Genomic DNA, 19,295 nt, shown 5'->3' on the forward strand with positions numbered 1-19,295 from the left:
ACGAATTGGCGTTTAAGCCGTATGCCTCTTCGCTTTGCACTAGCAACAGCATCAAAGGAGTCGTCACATGGGTAAACTTAGTTGTACCTTGTGGCTTATATTGTGTGTTTTTCCGCAGTTAGCCTTGGCAAATAGCCAATTTAATATGCGTAAAGGCGTTACAGATATAAGTGAAAATGTTTACGAATTACACATGACCATATTTTTTATATGTTGTGTGATTGGGATAATAGTGTTTGCCATTATGCTTTGGGCACTCATTCATCATCGCAAATCTAAAGGAGCGGTTCCCGCTCAATTCCACGAAAGCACCAAAGTAGAAATTCTTTGGACCGCCATTCCATTTGTTATTTTAATTGCTATGGCAGTGCCAGCTACAAAAACGTTAATAGCGATGGAAGATGCCAGTAAAGCCGACTTAACAATTAAAGTTACAGGTTCACAGTGGAAATGGCATTATGAATATATGGGAGAAGATGTAGAGTTTTACTCAATGCTTGCAACTCCTCAGGATGAAATAACTAATTTAGCTGATAAAAACCCAAATTATCTACTTGAGGTAGACAAACCCCTCGTACTGCCAATTAATCAAAAAATTCGTTTTTTAATGACCTCAGATGATGTTATCCACTCTTGGTGGGTACCAGACTTTGCCGTTAAAAAAGATGCCAACCCAGGCTTTATTAACGAAACATGGACCAACATAAACGAAGAAGGCATTTACCGAGGTCAGTGTGCCGAGCTGTGCGGTAAAGATCACGGGTTTATGCCCGTTGTGGTAGAGGCCAAATCTGAGGCTGACTTTAAAGTATGGTTGGCCGATGCTAAACAAGCTAAGCAACAAGCAGCTTTAGCTGATGCCGCTTTACTTGATCAAACATTACCTAAAGAAGAGCTAATGGAGCTGGGCGCTCAAGTATACTTGGCAAGTTGTGCAGCATGTCATCAACCTACGGGGTTAGGGCTACCGGGCGTATTTCCGGCTCTTAAAGGCAGCCCAATTGTACTTGGCGATATAAAAGGTCATATAGACATACTTATTCATGGGAGCCCAGGCACGGCAATGCAATCATTTGCCAAGCAGTTATCTATAAAACAATTGGCTGCGGTTATTACTTACAAGCGAAATGCATGGGGTAACGATACCGGTGATGTTATTCAGCCTAGTGAGATTCAAGCAGCACTTGATGCCGACGTGGAGGCTAACTAATGAGTAGCATAGCAGAACAACCAAACGCCAATGAAGCGCATCATGCTCATCATCCAGCTAAAGGCTTTAAGCGCTGGCTTTATACAACAAATCATAAAGATATTGGCAGTTTATATTTAATATTTTCGTTGACCATGTTTTTAATTGGTGGCGCCATGGCTATGGTGATCAGGGCCGAATTATTTCAGCCAGGGTTGCAGTTGGTCGATCCCCACTTTTTTAATCAAATGACTACAGTTCATGGTTTAATAATGGTGTTTGGCGCCGTTATGCCTGCCTTTACGGGATTAGCCAATTGGATGATACCGTTAATGATAGGTGCGCCAGATATGGCATTACCTAGAATGAATAACTGGAGCTTTTGGATCTTACCTTTCGCATTCTTAATTTTGCTTGCTTCTTTATTTATGCCTGGAGGAGGTCCTGCTTTTGGCTGGACCTTCTATGCTCCGCTTTCAACCACATACAGTAACGACAATACTGCCTTGTTTGTATTTGCGGTGCACATAATGGGTATTAGCTCAATTATGGGTGCTATTAATGTGGTTGTGACTATAGTTAATTTGCGTGCACCTGGCATGACGTGGATGAAACTCCCCCTGTTTGTATGGACATGGCTAATAACGGCATTTTTACTCATTGCTGTTATGCCCGTTTTGGCAGGGGCGGTGACCATGGTTTTAACCGATAAATATTTTGCGACTAGCTTTTTTGACGCTGCCGGCGGTGGCGATCCGGTGATGTTCCAGCATATATTTTGGTTTTTTGGTCACCCCGAAGTTTACATCATGATTTTGCCAGCGTTTGGTATCATTTCAACCATAGTGCCTACTTTTTCGCGTAAAAAGCTATTTGGCTATGCATCTATGGTTTATGCAACGTCATCTATAGCATTGTTAAGCTTTATTGTGTGGGCGCATCACATGTTTACCACCGGTATGCCGGTAGCTGCAGAGCTATTTTTTATGTACTCCACAATGCTGATATCGGTACCTACCGGCGTTAAAGTATTTAATTGGGTAGCCACCATGTGGCGCGGTTCTATTAGCTTTGAAGTCCCTATGATGTTCAGTATTGCTTTTATAGTGCTGTTCACATTAGGTGGTTTTTCAGGGTTGATGCTTGCTATTACTCCCGCTGATTTTCAATACCACGACACTTATTTTGTAGTGGCTCATTTTCATTATGTGTTAGTGACAGGGGCGGTATTTTCAATCATGGCCGGTGCTTATTACTGGCTGCCAAAATGGACTGGCAATATGTTTAATATCACGCTGGCTAAGTGGCATTTTTGGTTGTCGTTAGTCAGTGTAAATGTGCTGTTTTTTCCAATGCATTTTGTGGGTTTGGCTGGTATGCCTCGTCGTATTCCTGATTATGCACTGCAATTTGCAGACTTCAACGCAATTATAAGTATTGGTGGTTTTGCATTTGGTTTATCTCAGCTGTTGTTTGTAGTGGTTGTTTTTAAATGTGCAAGAGGCGGCGAAAAAGTCCCTGCAAAAGTATGGGATGGCGCTGAAGGGTTAGAGTGGGAAGTTGAATCCCCTGCGCCTTACCATACCTTTTCAACACCACCGGAAATTAAATAATGACCCACGCACCGCTCCTTAAACGCTTGATTATTATCAGTATAGGTATGTTTGCGTTTGCGTTTGCCTTAGTGCCGTTATACGACGTGTTTTGTGACTTAACCGGGCTAAATGGTAAGCCATCGTTAGAGCAAGCGCAGCAAAGTAGCGTGATTGAGCAAACAAGGGACGTTAGCGTGAGTTTTACAACTCATGCACAAAGCGGTGCATCTTTTGAGGTGAAATCAAAAGAGTACAGTGTGGTTGTGAAACCCGGAGAAATGCGAGAAGTCGTTTTTAGCGCAAAAAATAGTAGTGAACTCGATAAAGTTATGCAGGCAGTACCGTCTGTTTCACCAGGCAAAGCGGCAAAATATTTACACAAAATGGCCTGCTTTTGCTTTGATCAACAACCCCTAAAAGCGGGGGAAGAGCTCGAATTTAAATTGCTTTTTTATGTTGATACAGCGCTTCCAAGTGATGTTGAAGAGCTAACTTTGTCTTACACCGTATTTGATATTAGTGAGCAACTAGTTGCCAGTAATAACTAGCAACAAACACTAGTGCGAAACTAGGAGCAAGTAAAATGAATCAAGAACATGAGCATTATTACGTACCAGAGCAAAGCCCGTGGCCCATTGTAGGAGCGGTTGCGTTGTTTTTTATCGCCGTAGGCGCAGGCTTAACAGTGATGGAAGTTGGCAAGGAAGGGGGGAGCGGTGTTTATTTACTTTATGCCGGTATAGCCGTTCTTTTATATATGTTATTTGGCTGGTTTAAAAATGTTATTCACGAGTCAGGCCAAGGGTTGTACTCAGCACAAATGGATCGTTCTTTTCGACAAGGCATGAGCTGGTTCATTTTTTCTGAGGTTATGTTTTTTATGGCCTTTTTTGGTGCGTTATTTTATGCACGTATGATTTCGGTGCCCTGGTTGGGGGGCGCGGGTAACAATGCTATGACTAATGAAGTGTTGTGGCCTACCTTTGAAGCTATGTGGCCTTTGGTTGTTACACCCTCCGGTGACACAACCCAAGCTATGGGGTGGCAAGGCCTACCATTGATCAATACGTTAATTTTAATCGCTTCATCGGTCACGTTACATTTTGCCCATGTTGCAATGGAAAACAACAAACGTAAACCACTGAAAGTGTTTTTAGGACTTACGGTGTTATTAGGCGTGTGCTTTTTAGCATTGCAAGTAGAGGAATACGTTCATGCATATAATGACTTAAATTTAACATTAGATGCCGGTGTGTACGGTAATACATTCTTTTTGCTTACAGGCTTTCATGGCATGCATGTCACACTCGGAGCCATACTTTTATTTGTCATTTTAATACGAATATTAAAAGGTCATTTTACCAAAGAAAAGCACTTTGCGTTTCAAGCTGCTGCTTGGTATTGGCATTTTGTAGATGTGGTATGGCTGTGTTTATTTGTGTTTGTATATGTGCTGTAACGTTTATGGGCGAGCTATTTGCCTTTATATAACCGAGCTTAACTGCTGCGATTGTGACCAATAATACAACAACCGAAAACAACACTCGGCGTCCTAAAAAGTGAGACATAGGTCGCCCGTTTGTTTTTCCAGACACCATAATAAATAGCGCTACTAAATAAGTTAAAAAGTATAAACATTAACAACAGTACAATAATAATTTTAATAATCACTGAGTTGACCCTTTATGCAAGTAGTTTTAAGGCACAAACAAAAGCTTAGTTCAATAATCACAATTTGTATGGTTGTGGTTGTTGTACTGGTATGTGTGCGCCTAGGTTTTTGGCAATTAGAACGAGGTGAAAAAAAACAGCAACAGCTCACTGCTATTGCTCAAATACAAACTCATGGTGTCATGAGTTGGTCGCAGTTGCTAAATTTACCAAAGCAGTGGAATAAAACCGGTGTACTAGTCGAGCTTAAAGGGACACTTTTAAGCGAACATTACTGGTTGTTAGATAATCAAGTATATAACGGACAAGTGGGTTACGACCTACTCGCCCTGTTAAAACCAAATAATGATATGCGTGCAGTATTGGTTAATTTAGGTTGGGTGAGAGCCCCGCTATCACGGGATATTTTACCTGCAGTAGTTATGCCCCAAGGTGAGTTTACGGTCAAAGCACAAATTAAAGAGAATAACCTCAGTAGTTTTACCCTAGAAGATAAGACCTCGAGTGGTGATTTGCCCAAACGCATTCAATCAATCGACTTAAGCTTTATACAATCACACACTAATTTCCCATTGGTTAACTTTATGGCATATCGCCAAGGTGAGGGTGATGAAATTGCGATACCGCATTACGAAGCGGTTGTAATGAGCCCACAAAAACATAACGCCTATGCGGTGCAGTGGTTTTTAATCGCCTTTGCATGTGTTGTTGTAGCCATTTTTGCGAGTAAAAAAAGGAATAAAAATGAAAAATAAACCCCTTTTATTGTTTGTAACCTGTTGTGCTATCCCTTTGTTTTTAGCCTATAGCGCGCTCAAATTCGATTGGTTACCTAGTGCGGTTACAAATCACGGTGAATTTCTAAATGAAGAGATAAAACTAGAAAACTGGCAACAAAATAATCCTAAACAATGGACGATAGCGCTTAATTATTCGAGTGAGTGCAGTGCGTCATGTAACGAGCAACTTGAGGCGCTTAATAATTTGTATATAGCGCTTGGTAAAAATCAAGGAAAGGTAGATATGGCTGTTATGGGAAGTCCTTCACAAGCTGACTTACCATGGAAAAAAATGGCCCAGCAAGCAAGCTTGACCCCCGCAAGTTTGTATTTAATTGATCATATGGGGCTTGTGGTACTTGAGTACCCATACAAAGCAAAGCCTCAAGAAAACCGCTTAGTTCAAAAAGGGCTATTAAAGGATTTAAAAAAACTACTTAATTATTCTCGTTCAAGCTAATCCGTTTAGTGTGAGGTTAAAGATGTACAAAAATTATAAGAATTGGGTTTTATTGACCGGACTTTTTGCTTTAGTTGTTGTTGCACTGGGTGCATACACTCGTTTGAGTGATGCAGGGCTGGGTTGCCCAGATTGGCCCGGGTGTTATGGCTTTTTAACGGTTCCTAAACATGAAGCTGATATTGCTTTAGCAACACAAAGCTACCCTGATATGGTGTTTGAAAAAGCAAAAGCCTGGAAAGAAATGATTCATAGGTATTTTGCGGGCACCTTAGGATTGATGATTTTAGCGCTGTTTATTGTTGCTTTTTTAAAGCGTCAATTTCCAACTACACCATTAAAGCTCACATCTTTATTGCTATTACTTGTTGTGTTTCAAGCTGCCTTAGGTATGTGGACTGTCACTATGAATCTGCAACCACTTATTGTGATGGGGCATTTATTGGGTGGTTTTAGTATTTTATCGCTAATTACATTGCTGTATTTAAGGTTAACAGCAAAACCCATTATGGGCGGAGATGCGGGGGCTAAGCGGTATTATGGAATAAGTTTGATTGCTCTTTTTGTGCTGATTTTACAAATAGCGCTTGGCGGCTGGCTTGCGGCTAATTACGCAGCACCACACTGTAATGGTTTACCCTTGTGTGATTACGCTCAGCCTTTTTCACTGAGGAGTGTTTTTCAGTTACCGCTTGAGCACAGCAACTACGAGTTTGGTGTGCTTTCACAACAAGCAAGAATGTCTATTCACTTATTACACCGTATTTGGGCATTAGTAACCTGCATATTTTTGGCGCTTATTATGTGGAAAATTTACAGTCACGCTTACTCTCAAAAAATTAAAAGCTGCGTAATAGCAGTATTGGTTACTTTATTTTGCCAAATTAGCTTAGGACTCATTTTGGTACATTGGCACTTTCCGTTGGGTGTTGCACTGGCGCATAACCTAATGGCTGCCATACTGTTATTAAGTATGGTTAGGTTGTGTTATTACCTAAAATCACGCACATAAAGGAGAAATATAATGGCACTAACAATAAACAAAAAAACAATACAGCCTGCACATACTCAATCACTTAGCTTGCGTGCTTACGATCTATTACAAGATTACTTAGCCATCAGTAAATTTAAAGTGGTGGCGATGTTGGTTTTAACAGCCTGGGTTGGATTAGCATTAGCCCCGGATGTTGGACGTGGAATAGGCGTTCAGATGATTAGTCTATTAGGAATAGGCCTGTTATCTGCTGCCGCTGCCGTTATTAACCATGTAGTAGATAGCGAAATAGACTCTAAAATGGCAAGAACGCGTCATCGCCCTGTTGCTAAAGGGCGTTTAAGTAAAGCACATGCATTAACGTTTGCGGCAAGTATTGGTATCGCTGGTTTCATCATGCTTATGGTGTGGGCTAATACGCTTACAGCAATATTAACGTTATTTGCATTAGTGGGTTATGCCTTCATTTATACGTCATTTTTAAAACGTGCAACACCTCAAAATATTGTAATAGGCGGACTTGCTGGAGCGATGCCGCCATTGCTTGGTTGGGTATCTGAAACAAACCAAATGGCAGCAGCGCCGTGGTTGCTTGTTATGATTATATTTACCTGGACTCCTCCTCATTTTTGGGCTTTAGCCATTGCCCGAAAAAGTGATTACGAGCGTGCAAAAATTCCAATGCTGCCGGTTACCCACGGTATCGACTTTTGTAAAACATGTGTAGTTGCATACTCAGTTTTATTGGCCTTAGTGTGTGTGATGCCATACTTAATTGGTATGTCAGGGGGTATTTACTTAGTTGGAGCTTGTGCGCTAAATAGTGTGTTTATGTACAAAGCCATTAAGTTAAAATTTGCAGCTAATAACGACAAGGCTATGGATTTATTTCGTTTTTCGATAGTGCATTTAATGGTACTCTTCGTGGTCTTATTTATAGATAAATGGCTCCCTTTATGAAGCGGTTATGGCTTTTAGTAATTGTTGTTTTAAGTTTATTTTTATCAGCGTGCTCAAGTGAAAACGATCCTCAAAACTTAAATGCACTTGTTTATGAAAACGCTAAATCACTTTTGGATTTTACGTTAAAAAATCAGCACGGCGAACCAGTGACAAAAGCGCAATTTAAAGGGCAATGGAATTTAGTGTTTTTAGGATACACAAGTTGTCCCGATATATGCCCGTTAACATTGGCTAAGTTAAACGCAGTTTATAAAGAGCTGGAAGCTGATTACCCATTACAAATCTGGTTTGTGTCGGTCGATCCAAACAGAGACACAGCAGAAAAACGAAAACAATATATAGATTACTTTAACCCCAATTTTTTGGCTGTTTCAGGGGAGCACAAAGATCTTTTTCCAGTAGTAAGAGAGCTTGGCCTAATTTACGCAATTAGTGATACAACAAAAGCTGATTATGCGGTTGATCATAGCGCATCAGTTGCGTTGGTTGATGATACAGGAGCGCTAAGAGCTATTTTCAAACCTGAGTTTAAACAAGGCAGTGTGCCGCTTATTAATTCAACTCAATTAACGCAAGAGTTTAAAGTTATTGCAAACTACTACTAAAAACTGTACTTTTTAAATTTTCACGTATTTTAAGGGGGCTTTAGGCTCCCTTTTTTGTTTTTCATTCCTGTTTATAAATTTATTAAATTTTTTTTGACCCTTTTATGGCAATTTTAACAACTAGAGCTAAGCTTTTGTTATGAATTGAAATGAAAGGGATTACACAATTTTAAATGTTAAAACTTCCAAGCGAACTTGTGATTACCCAAGTTGAAACGCTCCACCAAGACTTACTACAAGAACTCAATAGCAACGACGATATCAGTCTTGATATTAGCGGTGTAGTGTCTGCAGATACTGCATCTATTCAGCTGTTATGTGCGCTTCAAAAACACTTACTTACCATCCAACACAAAATTATATGGGTCGGCAGTAGTGCAGCATTAGCACATACCATTAATCAGCTTGGCTTAAGTCATTATTTAACAATCGAAAGAAATAGTTAGAGGTTTATATGAAAAAAATCTTAGCGGTTGATGATTCAGCATCAATGCGTCAGATGGTGAGCTTTACCTTAAAAACCGCAGGCTTTGATGTAACAGAGGCCAAAGACGGCAGTGAGGCATTGGCTATTGCTAAGCAGCAAGGTTTTGATGCGGTTATTTCAGATGTAAACATGCCCATTATGGATGGTATTACATTAATTCGAGAGCTACGTACATTACCCGATTATAAATTTACGCCACTACTTATGCTAACAACCGAGTCGGGCTTAGAAAAAAAGGTAGAAGGTAAAGCGGCTGGTGCAACAGGCTGGATAGTAAAGCCATTTAATCCTGAGCAGTTACTAGCGGTAATTAAAAAGGTTATTCGTTAGTCAAGGAGCGCAAAGTGAGTATAGATTTAAGTCAATTTTTTGAAGTTTTCTTTGAAGAGAGTTTTGAAGGCCTCGATACCATGGAAGCTGAGCTTTTAAACTTAGTACCCGGTGAGGAAGACTTAGAAACTATTAACACTATTTTTAGAGCCGCCCATTCAATAAAAGGGGGGAGTGGGACATTTGGTTTTTCATCGGTGTCTGATTTTACTCATGTACTTGAAACCTTACTGGACCAAATTCGTCAAGGCGAGCGCACCCTGACAACCGAGCACGTTAATTTATTACTTAAAGCGGTTGATTGCCTTCGTTCGTTACTGGCTGGATTGCAGGCAGAGCAAGAGCCCGACTTAACTGAAGCCGATACACTACGAGCACAATTTGAAGAAGTGCTAGGAATAAATAGCACAACGCAAGAGTCCAACATTCAAACTTCAGATAGCCAGTCTGATAGCGATACATACCAAATAGACTTTAAGCCTCATCATCACTTATTTAAAACAGGTAATGAACCACTCATTATGATTAGTGAGCTTGAGCAGTTAGGCGAGTTAGATACCACCGTTTTTTATGATGAAGTCCCTGAAATAACCAATTTGAGTAGTGATGAGTGCTTTTTACATTGGCGTTTTTTCTTAAATACCAGTCATGGTGAAAGCGCAATTAAAGAGGTGTTCGAATGGGTTGAAGATGATGCTGATATTACCATTGAATTGTGTGGCGGCCTGTTTACTGATGAGTTACCCACTCCTGATGCTGACAGCAGTACAGTAGATCAAGAGCCATCAATCCAAGAGCCAGAGCCAAAGCAGGCGGAACAAGCTAAGCCCATAAAGCCAACCTCTGCTAATACGAATAAAAAATCAACAACACCCGAGTCGACTTCTATTCGCGTTGGGATTGATAAAGTTGACTCATTAATAAACATGGTGGGTGAGCTTGTTATTACTCAAGCTATGCTTAATCAACTTAGCGAGCAAGACATTACGCCAGCAACAATTACGGCATTGCAAGAAGGTTTAGCGCAACTTGCGCACAACACTCGCGATTTACAAGAAAACGTAATGCGTATCCGCATGTTGCCAATTAATTTTGTATTTAGCCGTTTCCCACGTTTGGTGCGCGACATTGCGCAAAAGCTAAATAAACAGGTTGAATTAAAGCTGATAGGCGAGCAAACCGAATTAGACAAAACCGTGATGGAAAAAATTTCTGATCCTATGGTTCATTTGGTTAGAAACTCATTAGATCATGGCCTAGAAACGGTTGAGAAAAGACTGCAAGCCGGAAAAGATCCAGTAGGAACGGTCACTTTAAATGCATTTCACCAAGGCGGAAATATTGTTATTGAAATAATGGATGATGGGCAAGGGCTAAACACTAAAAAAATTCAAGAAAAAGCCATTGCTAATGGACTGATCTCTGCCGACAACCACCTTAGCAATGAGGAAATAAACGAGCTTATATTTATGCCTGGTTTTTCCACTATGGATGAAGTGAGTGACTTATCTGGCCGTGGTGTTGGTATGGATGTAGTTAAGCGTAATATTCAGTCATTAAATGGCTCTGTAGAGGTTACATCCGCGCCAGGTGTAGGATCAACGTTTACAATTAGATTACCGCTTACACTGGCTATTTTAGATGGTCAATTAGTTAAAGTGGCCCAGCATACCTATATTATTCCGCTTATTTCTATTGTTGAATCGCTGCAAATTGATATTGCCAAAGTAAGCCGTGTAGGCAAAAGCCTAGACGTACTTAGATTGCGTGATGAATACATTCCAATTTTAAGACTCTACGATATTTTTAATCATAATAACGCCATTGAGTCTCTTGATAAAACCCTGCTTGTTGTCGTAGAAACCGACAATCAAAAAGTGGGTTTATTGGTAGATGACCTCCTATCGCAACAACAGGTTGTCATTAAAAGTTTAGAGGCAAATTACCAAAAAGTAGATGGTATATCCGGTGCGACTATTTTGGGCGATGGACGGGTTTCATTGATAGTTGATATAAGCGGGTTGATAAAGCTTTCAGGATTAAAAAAAGCCGGGCAGCCAAGAGTTAAGTATTGAGTCGCAAGTTGCTTTGGAGGCGTTATGATTTCAGAGCTAAATCTGCAGCAGCAAAAGGGCGTGAAACAATTTTTAACATTCATTATGGCTGATGAAGAGTACGGCGTAGATATTTTAACTGTGCAAGAAATTCGTAGCTGGGAGGAAATAACCGTTTTACCCAACGCTCCCGAATTTGTAAAAGGCGTTATAAATTTGCGTGGCACCATAGTGCCGATTATTGATTTAAGGCTGCGATTTGGCTTGCCCAGTATAGAGTATGGGCCGCTTACAGTGGTAATTGTAGTAAAAATAGAGTTTGAGCACGACAGTAAAATTATTGGTATTACCGTTGATGCCGTTTCTGAGGTTTACAGTATTTCAGAGCAAGACGCCAAAGCGGTACCAAGTATTTCAGAAACAAATAACGACGATTATGTGGCAGGGTTAGTTAACGTGGGTGAAAAAATGGTGGCGTTAATCGACTTGCAAAAAACAATGAATATTTAGAGTCAGTATTTGCTAAATAAAGTAAAAATAACTTAAAGGTGGTGATGAGCATGGGATGGTTTAGTAATCCAAAACAGTCTGAATCAAATAATGATTTAATTGTAAGCGCATTAAATAAGTCATTAGCTGTGATTGAGTTTGAGCCAAGCGGTAAAATAATTACCGCTAATGCTAATTTTCTTCGCGTAATGGAATATCAACTAGAAGAGATTCAAGGCCAGCATCACTCTTTATTTGTTGATAACACTGAGGCCCAAGGGAGTGACTACACACATTTTTGGGTACGATTAAACAGCGGCGAGTTTATATCTCAAGAATTTAGGCGTTTTACCAAAAGTGGTAAGGAGGTTTGGATTCAGGCCACTTATAACCCAATTATAAACTCCCAGGGGCAAGTTATTAAGGTTGTAAAATTTGCGACGGATATAACACCACAAAAACTCGCTGCAGCAGAGGCAAGAGGGCAAATTAATGCAATTAGTAAGTCTCAAGCAGTAATAGAGTTTAATTTAGACGGCACTATTATTGATGCAAACGATAATTTTTTAAATACGTTGGGGTATCAGCTTAACGACATTATAGGGCAGCACCACCGATTATTTGTTACACCTGAACACGCAAATAGTGATGAATATAAAGCTTTTTGGGCTAAGTTAGGGCGCGGTGAATTTGACTCGGGTGAATATTTAAGAATAGGTAAACAAGGTCAGGAAGTTTGGATTCAGGCCTCTTATAACCCAATCTATGATATGAATGGCAAGCCATTTAAAGTAATTAAATACGCATCCGATATAACAGCTCAAAAAGAGTTAGAAAAATCTTCGCGTAAAACTGCAGACTTAGCCAGCGCCTTAAAAGTATGCCAAGCAAATGTAATGATTGCAGACCAAGACCTTAATATTGTATTCGTAAACGAGCGCGTGCAAGACATGTTAAAAGCGCGTGAAAAAGACCTACAAACCGTATTGCCACAATTTTCTGTTGATAATTTAATAGGTACTTGTGTCGATGATTTTCATAAGAAGCCGTCACACCAACGAGATTTATTAAAAAATTTAGATAAGCCTTATAAAGCAGAGCTGCGTTTAGCGGGGCTTATTTTTACATTAATAGCGACGCCATGGTACAGCCAAGAAGGAAAGAAACTCGGTACCATTGTTGAGTGGGACGATATTACTGAAAAGGTTGCTAAAGCTGACGCAGAGCGTGCCATAGCACAAGAAAACCTTCGTGTGCGTCAAGCACTTGATACTGTCGCGACTAATACCATGATTGCAGATTCAGCAAATGTCATTGTGTACATGAATAAAGCTGTTAGAAATATGATGCGTATTGCTGAAAGTGACCTTCGAAAAGACTTACCTAATTTTGATAGCAAAAATCTACTTAATCAAAATATTGATGTATTTCATAAAAACCCAGCGCACCAACAAAACTTATTAGCAACGTTAAAAGATACTTACAGCACGCAAATAAAGGTTGGTGGACGCACATTTGGTTTGGTTGCAAACCCAATAATAACCCCAGAGCAAGAGAGAATTGGCACCGTTGTAGAGTGGGAAGATAGAACCGCAGAGGTTGCAATAGAAAGAGAAATAGCGCAATTAGTGAGTGCTGCAGGAGAGGGAGACCTTGATACGCGTGTAATGGAAGAGGGTAAAGAGGGGTTCTTTTTACGCTTGGCACAAGGGTTAAACAGTTTAGTTAAAATTGTTGACGATGCGGTCGCAGATACTGGCAATATGCTAGATGCCTTGGCAACCGGTGACTTATCTAAGCGAATTGAAAAAGAATACAAAGGCTCGTTTGATAAATTAAAACGCGACGCAAACACCACGGCAGATAAATTAACGGAGGTTATTAATCGTATAAGTTCATCAGCAACCTTAGTGGCCAGTGGCGCAGAAGAAATTTCTCAGGGGAACGCAGATTTAAGTCAGCGCACGGAAGAGCAAGCATCATCATTGGAAGAAACCGCCTCAAGTATGGAAGAAATGACGAGTACAGTCCGTCAGAATGCAGACAATGCTAAAGTGGCAAATACACTCGCAGAAGAAACATGCGATAAAGCGATTCAAGGTGGTGAAGTGGTTAATCGTGCTGTGACGAGTATGTCGGCAATTAATGAATCGAGTAAAAAGATTGCTGACATCATTGGTGTGATTGACGAAATTGCATTTCAAACTAACTTGCTTGCACTTAATGCGGCCGTTGAAGCAGCTAGAGCGGGAGAGCAAGGGCGTGGCTTTGCGGTTGTTGCAGGTGAAGTGCGTAATTTAGCTCAGCGCTCAGCAGGGGCCGCTAAAGAAATTAAAGAGCTGATAAGAGATAGTGTAGGTAAAGTAGCAGATGGCTCTCAGCTTGTTAATGAATCAGGTGCAACGCTTAAAGAAATTGTGGTGTCGGTACAAAAAGTGACGCAAATGATTTCAGATATTACAGAGGCATCTGAAGAGCAAAGTGCAGGTATAGAGCAAGTAAATAAAGCTATATCTCAAATGGATGAAATGACCCAGCAAAACGCAGCCTTAGTTGAAGAAGCATCGGCTGCAGGTGAATCAATGGCTGAGCAAGCAAATGAAATGCGCAGACTCCTTAATTTCTTTTCACTGGGTCAGCAAGACATGGCTATTATGTCACCCACGATGAATACCCCAAGTTTAGCTCACAAATCACAAAGTAACGCAGTACAAAGCAAGCCAAGAGGCGATAATTTTATTGATTCGGCAGACGAGTGGGAAGAATTTTAATTATTTGATTACAGGCCTTATTGGAAAAGCGCTCAATAAGGCCACACTCACTACTATGTATGAGAGCTGCTAATGAAAGAGTTTCTGTGTACCGATCGCGATTTTAAAGACATTGCCAATTTAGTTTACAACGCTTGCGGTATTGTATTAGGCGATCATAAACGTGAAATGGTGTACTCACGTTTAGCAAGGCGGATAAGAGCGCTAAAATTAAACGACTTTAAAGCCTACTTAGCCTACTTAGATACGCATAAAGACCAAGAGTTTGATGCGTTTATAAATGCAATTACCACTAATTTAACGTCTTTTTTTCGTGAAGTTCATCATTTTGAATTTATTAAATCTGAGCTTATACCTAACTTAATAAAGGCGAACAAAGACACCAAGCGGGTCAGAATATGGTCTGCAGGCTGCTCAACAGGAGAAGAGCCCTACAGCTTAGCAATGACGCTAAATAATGCATTTCCAAGTAATTGGGATGTAAAAATTTTAGCCACCGATTTAGATTCTAACGTGTTAGAAAAAGCGCAAAAAGGTGTGTATACCGCGGCAAACGTAAATGGCTTAGATGCCACTCATCTAAAGCGTTGGTTTTTAAAAAGTAAAGATGGCGAACACTATAAAGTGAAAGACACGCTGCGTGAGCGTATTTCTTTTAAGCGCTTAAACCTATTGCAAGACTGGCCAATGAAAGGGCCGTTTGATCTTATTTTATGCCGCAACGTGGTTATTTATTTTGATAAAGAAACGAAAGATCATTTATTTAAACGCTATGCAAATATTCTAAGCGATCACGGTTACTTATTTTTAGGTCACTCAGAGAGTATGGGTAAAGAGCACTCAAATTATAAAAATTTAGGAAAAACTATGTATCAATTGAGAGCACATGCAGGCTGAATTTAGAAGTGTTTTACCCAGTTTTGAACACATTAAGCGTTACTGGGATTCAGGAAGAAATCATGTTGTTGCCAAAGTGCTTCCAGGGGAGTTTTATGTATCTAAAAATAATGAATTGATTTCAACGGTACTTGGCTCATGTATTGCGGCCTGTGTTTACGATGAAGTGTTAGGTATTGGCGGGATGAATCATTTTATGCTGCCGATACAAAAAGGCGTAGAGCTTAAAAGTGCACACGGCTTAAACTGCCGTTATGGTAATTGGGCTATGGAATACCTAATTAATGAAGTATTAAAAAACGGTGCGTCTCGTCATAATTTAAAAATTAAGCTATTTGGTGGCGGAAAAATAATTAGTGCAATGACAGATATTGGGCTGGGTAATATTAGTTTTGCTACCGCCTATGTTAAAGAAGAAGCGTTAAATTTAGTGGCCCATGATATGGGTGGCCCGTGGCCTAGAAAAATATTTTTTCATCCACAAACGGGTAAAGTGTATATGAAAAAACTTAAAAAATTACATAACGATACCATTGAAAAGCGCGAAGTACGTTACTTGCAAAACCTTAAAAAGCAAGAAGTGGTATCGAATATAGAGTTGTTTTAGGAGTCGCTATGATAAATGTATTAATAATCGATGACTCCCCTTTAATTAGAGGGTTGCTTACAGAAATACTGCAACAAGCTAACGACATTAACGTAGTGGGCTGTGCTGAAGATCCATACCAAGCACGCGAAATGATCAAAAAGCTTAATCCCGATGTACTTACCTTAGACGTAGAAATGCCAAAAATGGATGGGATTAGCTTTTTAAAAAACCTAATGCGCCTAAGGCCTATGCCCGTGGTTATGATTTCTACGCTTACGCAGAAGGGGTCGCCCATTACATTAGAGGCGTTAGAGCTAGGTGCTGTGGATTTTATTGCTAAGCCAACAAATAACGTAAGAGCCCAGCTGAGTCATTACGCGTCACTGGTTCAACAAAAGGTAAGAATAGCCGCAGGTGCACGAATCCGCAGCTTTAAAAAAGCGCCACCCGATACAAAACCTATAAGTTCAGAGACTGAATTTTTATTAAATAAAGTGATTGCAATTGGTGCATCTACCGGGGGTACCGAGGCAATAAAAGAAGTACTAATAAAAATGCCAGTTAATTGCCCTCCTATTGTAATTACTCAGCATATTCCTCCCGTATTTAGTGCCTCGTTTGCTGAGCGTATGGATAGAACATGCTTAATTAATGTGAAAGAGGCACAACATGGCGACAAGCTAAGCCCAGGTTGGGCTTATATTGCCCCCGGCGGGCTTCATTTAAGCGTAAAAAAGCGAGGAATTGCTTTGTATTGCCAGCTCGACGATGGTGAGCCTGTAAATCGGCATAAACCAGCCGTTGACGTACTATTTGATTCGCTTGTAAATTGTGGATCAAAAAATATAGTGGCAGCAATACTTACAGGTATGGGCGCTGATGGGGCTAAAGGACTGTTAGCACTGAAGCAAAACGGTGCATACACGTTAGCGCAAGATGAATACTCATCAGTTGTGTGGGGAATGCCTAAAGCCGCCATTGATTTAAATGCAGCCAATGAAGTGGCTGCACTTGATAAAATGGCTGAGCGATTATTAAGCCAAGCAGTTAAACCTAACTAAATAAATAGAAAGCTCAAAGTTATTGAATAACCCAAGGCTGAGAAAACCAATAATAGCTGTTCGGTTTTTTAATTGAAGGCGCTGTACAATTAAAGCGTGAACGGCCTTTGTTCAGTTTTTTAGGTGATGTTACCTCTACCGTATTATCAGTCACCCAGTTCAAGTTTGCTTTGCCAATCCCCGACACATAACAAGCCAGTTGTGACTTGTTAAAATCATCAACTTGAAACCTAATAGTTAACGCAGGTGGGTTTTGGGTTGTTACGCTATTTTCATAGCTTAATTGAGTAATATTAAATGCCTGAGAATTTAATTTGGTTGCCAGTGTTTTTATGTCGCTATAAACGCCAGATGCAGGAAAGCGAGGTAATCGACTAAAGTTAGTGTGTTTATTTAGAGCACCAGAATGCTGGCCAATGCCTATATAGCCAAGCTCTGTCACTAAAGCTTGTAACTCGTTATCAAACTCTCCGTAGGGGTAAGCTAAATATTTATAGTTGTGGCCTATCTCTTCTTTTATACGTTGTTGTGAATGAACAATATCTTGGGTGATACGTTTTTTCCATTGCGTGTTAGTTTCACCGTCAAGTTTTAGATGTAAATAGTCATGCTGTGCGGTGTGGTTACTTATAAGTGCGCCTTTTTTACTCAGTTCTTTAAGTTTATCCCAACCCATCACATAGCGTTTACCTTCGTCTATGAGCTTAGGGTTAACAAAAATTGTGTATGGATAGCCAAACTTTTCGAGTATTGGAGCAGCTTGATCATAATTATTGTTGTAACCATCATCAAACGTGATGGCGACGGTTTTATCAGGTAAGGTATGGCCTTGTTTTAAAGCATCAAGTAGTTCATTTAAGGCAATAACATTAAAATCATTATTTTTTAAATAGTTTAGATGCTCTGTAAACGTTTCTTCGCTCACACTAGTGACCGCCGGCAGGGTTTCACTTACATGGTGGTACTGTAAAATAACACCAGCATGAGCACGTAAAGATAACCCAATAAGAGTCAATAAAACTAAATGAAACAATTTCTTATACATAATAAAGCACACCATAAAAGCTTGCTGTTGTTAGCAGGACCAATGATATTATCAAATATCACCGTGCCACTGTTAGGAATAGTTGATACCGCGGTCATTGGCCATTTAGGCAGTGCTCATTATTTGGCTGGTATTGCGTTGGGCTCAGCTGTTATCTCCATTTTATTTTGGCTCGCGGGTTTTTTAAGAATGAGCACAACCGGCATGGTTGCCCAAGCCTATGGCCAAAATGACTTAACCCAGTTAGCTGCTTTACTAAAACGAAGCCTATTACTTGCCAGCATAGTGGCATTATTTCTTATTGCTATGTCTCCTTTAATAAAACACGCAATAGCATTTTTATCAGACGCTAATAATGCCGTGCTAAGCGAGGCCTATACTTATTTTAGTATTCGAATTTTTAGCGCGCCAGCGGCACTATGTAACTTGGTTTTATTGGGTTGGATGTTAGGCGTTCATTATGGACGAGGGCCATTTTACTTATTGTTGGTAACAAATAGTGTAAATATTGTGCTTGATATTTATTTTGTTGTTTTTTTAGATTGGGCTGTAGCAGGCGCGGCATGGGCATCGTTAATCGCTGATTATACTGCGCTGGTATTCGCGCTGTTTTTAGTGACTAAACTCGCAAAAAAACAAGGTGTAGTGTTAAGTACTCCGCACTGGTTTAGCTTTAAAAAAATGGCAGGGTTATTGAGTTTAAATCGCGACATTTTCATTCGCTCTTTAATACTTCAGTTGTGTTTTAGCTTTATGACTTTTTATGGCGCGCGTATTGGCGAAACAACCCTTGCAGCGAACGCAGTATTACTAAACTTTTTAATGTTAGTCAGCTTTGCTCTGGATGGCATAGCTTACGCAAGTGAGGCTAAAGTAGGCCAAGCTAAAGGTCAGCAAAGTGTAAGTAAAATACAGCTGTGGGTAAAAATAAGTGTATTTTGGGGAATATTATTTGGCGTGATTTATAGCGTGTTTTTTGCTGTGTTTGGCGCTTATATAATTACGCTATTAACCAACGTACCTGAGGTTATTAATGAGGCTACGCAATATTTACCATGGGTAATTGCTTTGCCATTATTAGCAATGAGCTGCTTTTTATTTGATGGTGTATTTGTTGGTTTAACGCGCGCTAAAGATATGCGAAATAGTATGTTGCTATCGGCAGCTATTGGGTTTTTTGGTGTATTTTGGGTATTTAATGATTGGCAAAATAATGGGCTATGGCTTGCGATGAGCTGCTTTATGCTAATGCGTGGAGTTACATTAATAATAAAATATCAAACGCTTAAAGCTAATAATCAGCTGCTAGATTAAGG

Annotated in this window: 20 protein-coding genes; 18 read left to right on the plus strand and 2 right to left on the minus strand. The window is 40.0% G+C overall.

Features of this window, described 5'->3' with window-relative positions; all coding sequences use genetic code 11:
- Positions 1-67: 67 nt before the first annotated feature.
- From coxB to P20480_RS10650, 4 genes are read left to right on the plus strand one after another with little or no spacing between them, the layout of a single operon-like run.
- On the plus strand, positions 68-1,210 hold the full coding sequence (coxB, locus tag P20480_RS10665; protein WP_008129069.1) for a cytochrome c oxidase subunit II: 1,143 nt from the start codon (positions 68-70) through the stop codon (positions 1,208-1,210).
- Positions 1,210-2,802, plus strand: a complete 1,593-nt coding sequence (gene ctaD, locus P20480_RS10660; protein ID WP_006793775.1) for a cytochrome c oxidase subunit I — start codon at positions 1,210-1,212, stop codon at positions 2,800-2,802. Before coxB ends, ctaD begins: the two co-directional genes overlap by 1 nt.
- Positions 2,802-3,332 carry a cytochrome c oxidase assembly protein gene (locus tag P20480_RS10655; protein ID WP_008129073.1) on the plus strand — a complete coding sequence of 177 codons (531 nt, stop codon included), beginning with the start codon at positions 2,802-2,804 and terminating at the stop codon, positions 3,330-3,332. Before ctaD ends, P20480_RS10655 begins: the two co-directional genes overlap by 1 nt.
- Before the next feature lie 35 nt (positions 3,333-3,367).
- Positions 3,368-4,243: a cytochrome c oxidase subunit 3 gene (locus tag P20480_RS10650; RefSeq protein WP_006793777.1), complete on the plus strand. Its 876-nt coding sequence runs from the start codon at positions 3,368-3,370 to the stop codon at positions 4,241-4,243.
- Here P20480_RS10650 and P20480_RS19175 read toward each other — a convergent pair.
- Entirely contained in the window at positions 4,143-4,382 is a 240-nt protein-coding gene (locus P20480_RS19175) for a DUF2909 domain-containing protein (protein ID WP_370587928.1), read from the minus strand. The genes P20480_RS10650 and P20480_RS19175 overlap by 101 nt on opposite strands.
- A gap of 87 nt (positions 4,383-4,469) precedes the next feature.
- On the opposite strand from P20480_RS19175, the gene P20480_RS10645 reads away from it, so the two are divergent.
- The 13 genes from P20480_RS10645 (at position 4,470) to P20480_RS10585 (ending at position 16,934) form a co-directional block, all read left to right on the plus strand.
- On the plus strand, positions 4,470-5,210 hold the full coding sequence (locus P20480_RS10645; protein ID WP_033025338.1) for an SURF1 family protein: 741 nt from the start codon (positions 4,470-4,472) through the stop codon (positions 5,208-5,210).
- Positions 5,200-5,694 (plus strand): hypothetical protein, encoded by a 495-nt coding sequence (locus P20480_RS10640; protein ID WP_006793780.1) that lies wholly within the window; start codon positions 5,200-5,202, stop codon positions 5,692-5,694. Before P20480_RS10645 ends, P20480_RS10640 begins: the two co-directional genes overlap by 11 nt.
- Before the next feature lie 22 nt (positions 5,695-5,716).
- On the plus strand, positions 5,717-6,706 hold the full coding sequence (locus P20480_RS10635) for a COX15/CtaA family protein (protein WP_008129077.1): 990 nt from the start codon (positions 5,717-5,719) through the stop codon (positions 6,704-6,706).
- Between the two features lie 12 nt (positions 6,707-6,718).
- Positions 6,719-7,648: a heme o synthase gene (gene cyoE, locus P20480_RS10630; protein WP_008129079.1), complete on the plus strand. Its 930-nt coding sequence runs from the start codon at positions 6,719-6,721 to the stop codon at positions 7,646-7,648.
- Entirely contained in the window at positions 7,645-8,256 is a 612-nt protein-coding gene (locus P20480_RS10625) for an SCO family protein (RefSeq protein WP_008129081.1), read from the plus strand. The genes cyoE and P20480_RS10625 overlap by 4 nt, the downstream gene beginning before the upstream one ends.
- A 173-nt stretch (positions 8,257-8,429) precedes the next feature.
- Complete coding sequence (locus P20480_RS10620; RefSeq protein WP_006793784.1) at positions 8,430-8,702, plus strand: STAS domain-containing protein; 273 nt, start codon at positions 8,430-8,432, stop codon at positions 8,700-8,702.
- Between the two features lie 8 nt (positions 8,703-8,710).
- Positions 8,711-9,073 (plus strand): response regulator, encoded by a 363-nt coding sequence (locus P20480_RS10615; protein WP_006793785.1) that lies wholly within the window; start codon positions 8,711-8,713, stop codon positions 9,071-9,073.
- Positions 9,074-9,087: 14 nt separating this feature from the next.
- The gene (locus P20480_RS10610; RefSeq protein WP_008129084.1) at positions 9,088-11,148 is read left to right on the plus strand and encodes a chemotaxis protein CheA; all 2,061 of its coding nucleotides are present in this window, start codon (positions 9,088-9,090) and stop codon (positions 11,146-11,148) included.
- A gap of 24 nt (positions 11,149-11,172) precedes the next feature.
- Positions 11,173-11,637 carry a chemotaxis protein CheW gene (locus P20480_RS10605; RefSeq protein WP_006793787.1) on the plus strand — a complete coding sequence of 155 codons (465 nt, stop codon included), beginning with the start codon at positions 11,173-11,175 and terminating at the stop codon, positions 11,635-11,637.
- A 50-nt stretch (positions 11,638-11,687) separates the two neighbouring features.
- Positions 11,688-14,387, plus strand: a complete 2,700-nt coding sequence (locus P20480_RS10600; protein ID WP_008129086.1) for a methyl-accepting chemotaxis protein — start codon at positions 11,688-11,690, stop codon at positions 14,385-14,387.
- Positions 14,388-14,459: 72 nt separating this feature from the next.
- Positions 14,460-15,284: a CheR family methyltransferase gene (locus P20480_RS10595; protein ID WP_006793789.1), complete on the plus strand. Its 825-nt coding sequence runs from the start codon at positions 14,460-14,462 to the stop codon at positions 15,282-15,284.
- A complete protein-coding gene (gene cheD / locus P20480_RS10590; protein ID WP_006793790.1) occupies positions 15,274-15,891 on the plus strand; it encodes a chemoreceptor glutamine deamidase CheD in 618 nt (205 codons plus the stop codon). Before P20480_RS10595 ends, cheD begins: the two co-directional genes overlap by 11 nt.
- A gap of 8 nt (positions 15,892-15,899) precedes the next feature.
- Positions 15,900-16,934, plus strand: coding sequence for a protein-glutamate methylesterase/protein-glutamine glutaminase (locus P20480_RS10585; protein ID WP_008129089.1), 1,035 nt, complete (start codon positions 15,900-15,902; stop codon positions 16,932-16,934).
- A 19-nt stretch (positions 16,935-16,953) separates the two neighbouring features.
- Here the strand turns inward: P20480_RS10585 and P20480_RS10580 are convergent, their stop codons facing one another.
- Positions 16,954-17,979 carry a polysaccharide deacetylase family protein gene (locus P20480_RS10580; protein ID WP_008129091.1) on the minus strand — a complete coding sequence of 342 codons (1,026 nt, stop codon included), beginning with the start codon at positions 17,977-17,979 and terminating at the stop codon, positions 16,954-16,956.
- Positions 17,980-18,021: 42 nt separating this feature from the next.
- Here P20480_RS10580 and P20480_RS10575 point away from each other — a divergent pair, with 42 nt between their 5' ends.
- Positions 18,022-19,293: an MATE family efflux transporter gene (locus P20480_RS10575; protein WP_008129093.1), complete on the plus strand. Its 1,272-nt coding sequence runs from the start codon at positions 18,022-18,024 to the stop codon at positions 19,291-19,293.
- Positions 19,294-19,295: the final 2 nt, after the last annotated feature.

Origin of the sequence: Pseudoalteromonas sp. BSi20480, assembly GCF_000241365.1 — a bacterium.
Classification (GTDB): Bacteria; Pseudomonadota; Gammaproteobacteria; order Enterobacterales; family Alteromonadaceae; genus Pseudoalteromonas; species Pseudoalteromonas marina.

Excerpts from the sequence above, each read along its gene's own strand:
- coxB (WP_008129069.1), top strand. The coding sequence starts at position 68 with ATGGGTAAACTTAGTTGTACCTTGTGGCTTATATTGTGTGTTTTTCCG.
- ctaD (WP_006793775.1), top strand. The coding sequence starts at position 1,210 with ATGAGTAGCATAGCAGAACAACCAAACGCCAATGAAGCGCATCATGCT.
- P20480_RS10655 (WP_008129073.1), top strand. The coding sequence starts at position 2,802 with ATGACCCACGCACCGCTCCTTAAACGCTTGATTATTATCAGTATAGGT.
- P20480_RS10650 (WP_006793777.1), top strand. The coding sequence starts at position 3,368 with ATGAATCAAGAACATGAGCATTATTACGTACCAGAGCAAAGCCCGTGG.
- P20480_RS19175 (WP_370587928.1), bottom strand. The coding sequence starts at position 4,382 with ATGGTGTCTGGAAAAACAAACGGGCGACCTATGTCTCACTTTTTAGGA.
- P20480_RS10645 (WP_033025338.1), top strand. The coding sequence starts at position 4,470 with ATGCAAGTAGTTTTAAGGCACAAACAAAAGCTTAGTTCAATAATCACA.
- P20480_RS10640 (WP_006793780.1), top strand. The coding sequence starts at position 5,200 with ATGAAAAATAAACCCCTTTTATTGTTTGTAACCTGTTGTGCTATCCCT.
- P20480_RS10635 (WP_008129077.1), top strand. The coding sequence starts at position 5,717 with ATGTACAAAAATTATAAGAATTGGGTTTTATTGACCGGACTTTTTGCT.
- cyoE (WP_008129079.1), top strand. The coding sequence starts at position 6,719 with ATGGCACTAACAATAAACAAAAAAACAATACAGCCTGCACATACTCAA.
- P20480_RS10625 (WP_008129081.1), top strand. The coding sequence starts at position 7,645 with ATGAAGCGGTTATGGCTTTTAGTAATTGTTGTTTTAAGTTTATTTTTA.
- P20480_RS10620 (WP_006793784.1), top strand. The coding sequence starts at position 8,430 with ATGTTAAAACTTCCAAGCGAACTTGTGATTACCCAAGTTGAAACGCTC.
- P20480_RS10615 (WP_006793785.1), top strand. The coding sequence starts at position 8,711 with ATGAAAAAAATCTTAGCGGTTGATGATTCAGCATCAATGCGTCAGATG.
- P20480_RS10605 (WP_006793787.1), top strand. The coding sequence starts at position 11,173 with ATGATTTCAGAGCTAAATCTGCAGCAGCAAAAGGGCGTGAAACAATTT.
- P20480_RS10600 (WP_008129086.1), top strand. The coding sequence starts at position 11,688 with ATGGGATGGTTTAGTAATCCAAAACAGTCTGAATCAAATAATGATTTA.
- P20480_RS10595 (WP_006793789.1), top strand. The coding sequence starts at position 14,460 with ATGAAAGAGTTTCTGTGTACCGATCGCGATTTTAAAGACATTGCCAAT.
- cheD (WP_006793790.1), top strand. The coding sequence starts at position 15,274 with ATGCAGGCTGAATTTAGAAGTGTTTTACCCAGTTTTGAACACATTAAG.
- P20480_RS10585 (WP_008129089.1), top strand. The coding sequence starts at position 15,900 with ATGATAAATGTATTAATAATCGATGACTCCCCTTTAATTAGAGGGTTG.
- P20480_RS10580 (WP_008129091.1), bottom strand. The coding sequence starts at position 17,979 with ATGTATAAGAAATTGTTTCATTTAGTTTTATTGACTCTTATTGGGTTA.
- P20480_RS10575 (WP_008129093.1), top strand. The coding sequence starts at position 18,022 with ATGATATTATCAAATATCACCGTGCCACTGTTAGGAATAGTTGATACC.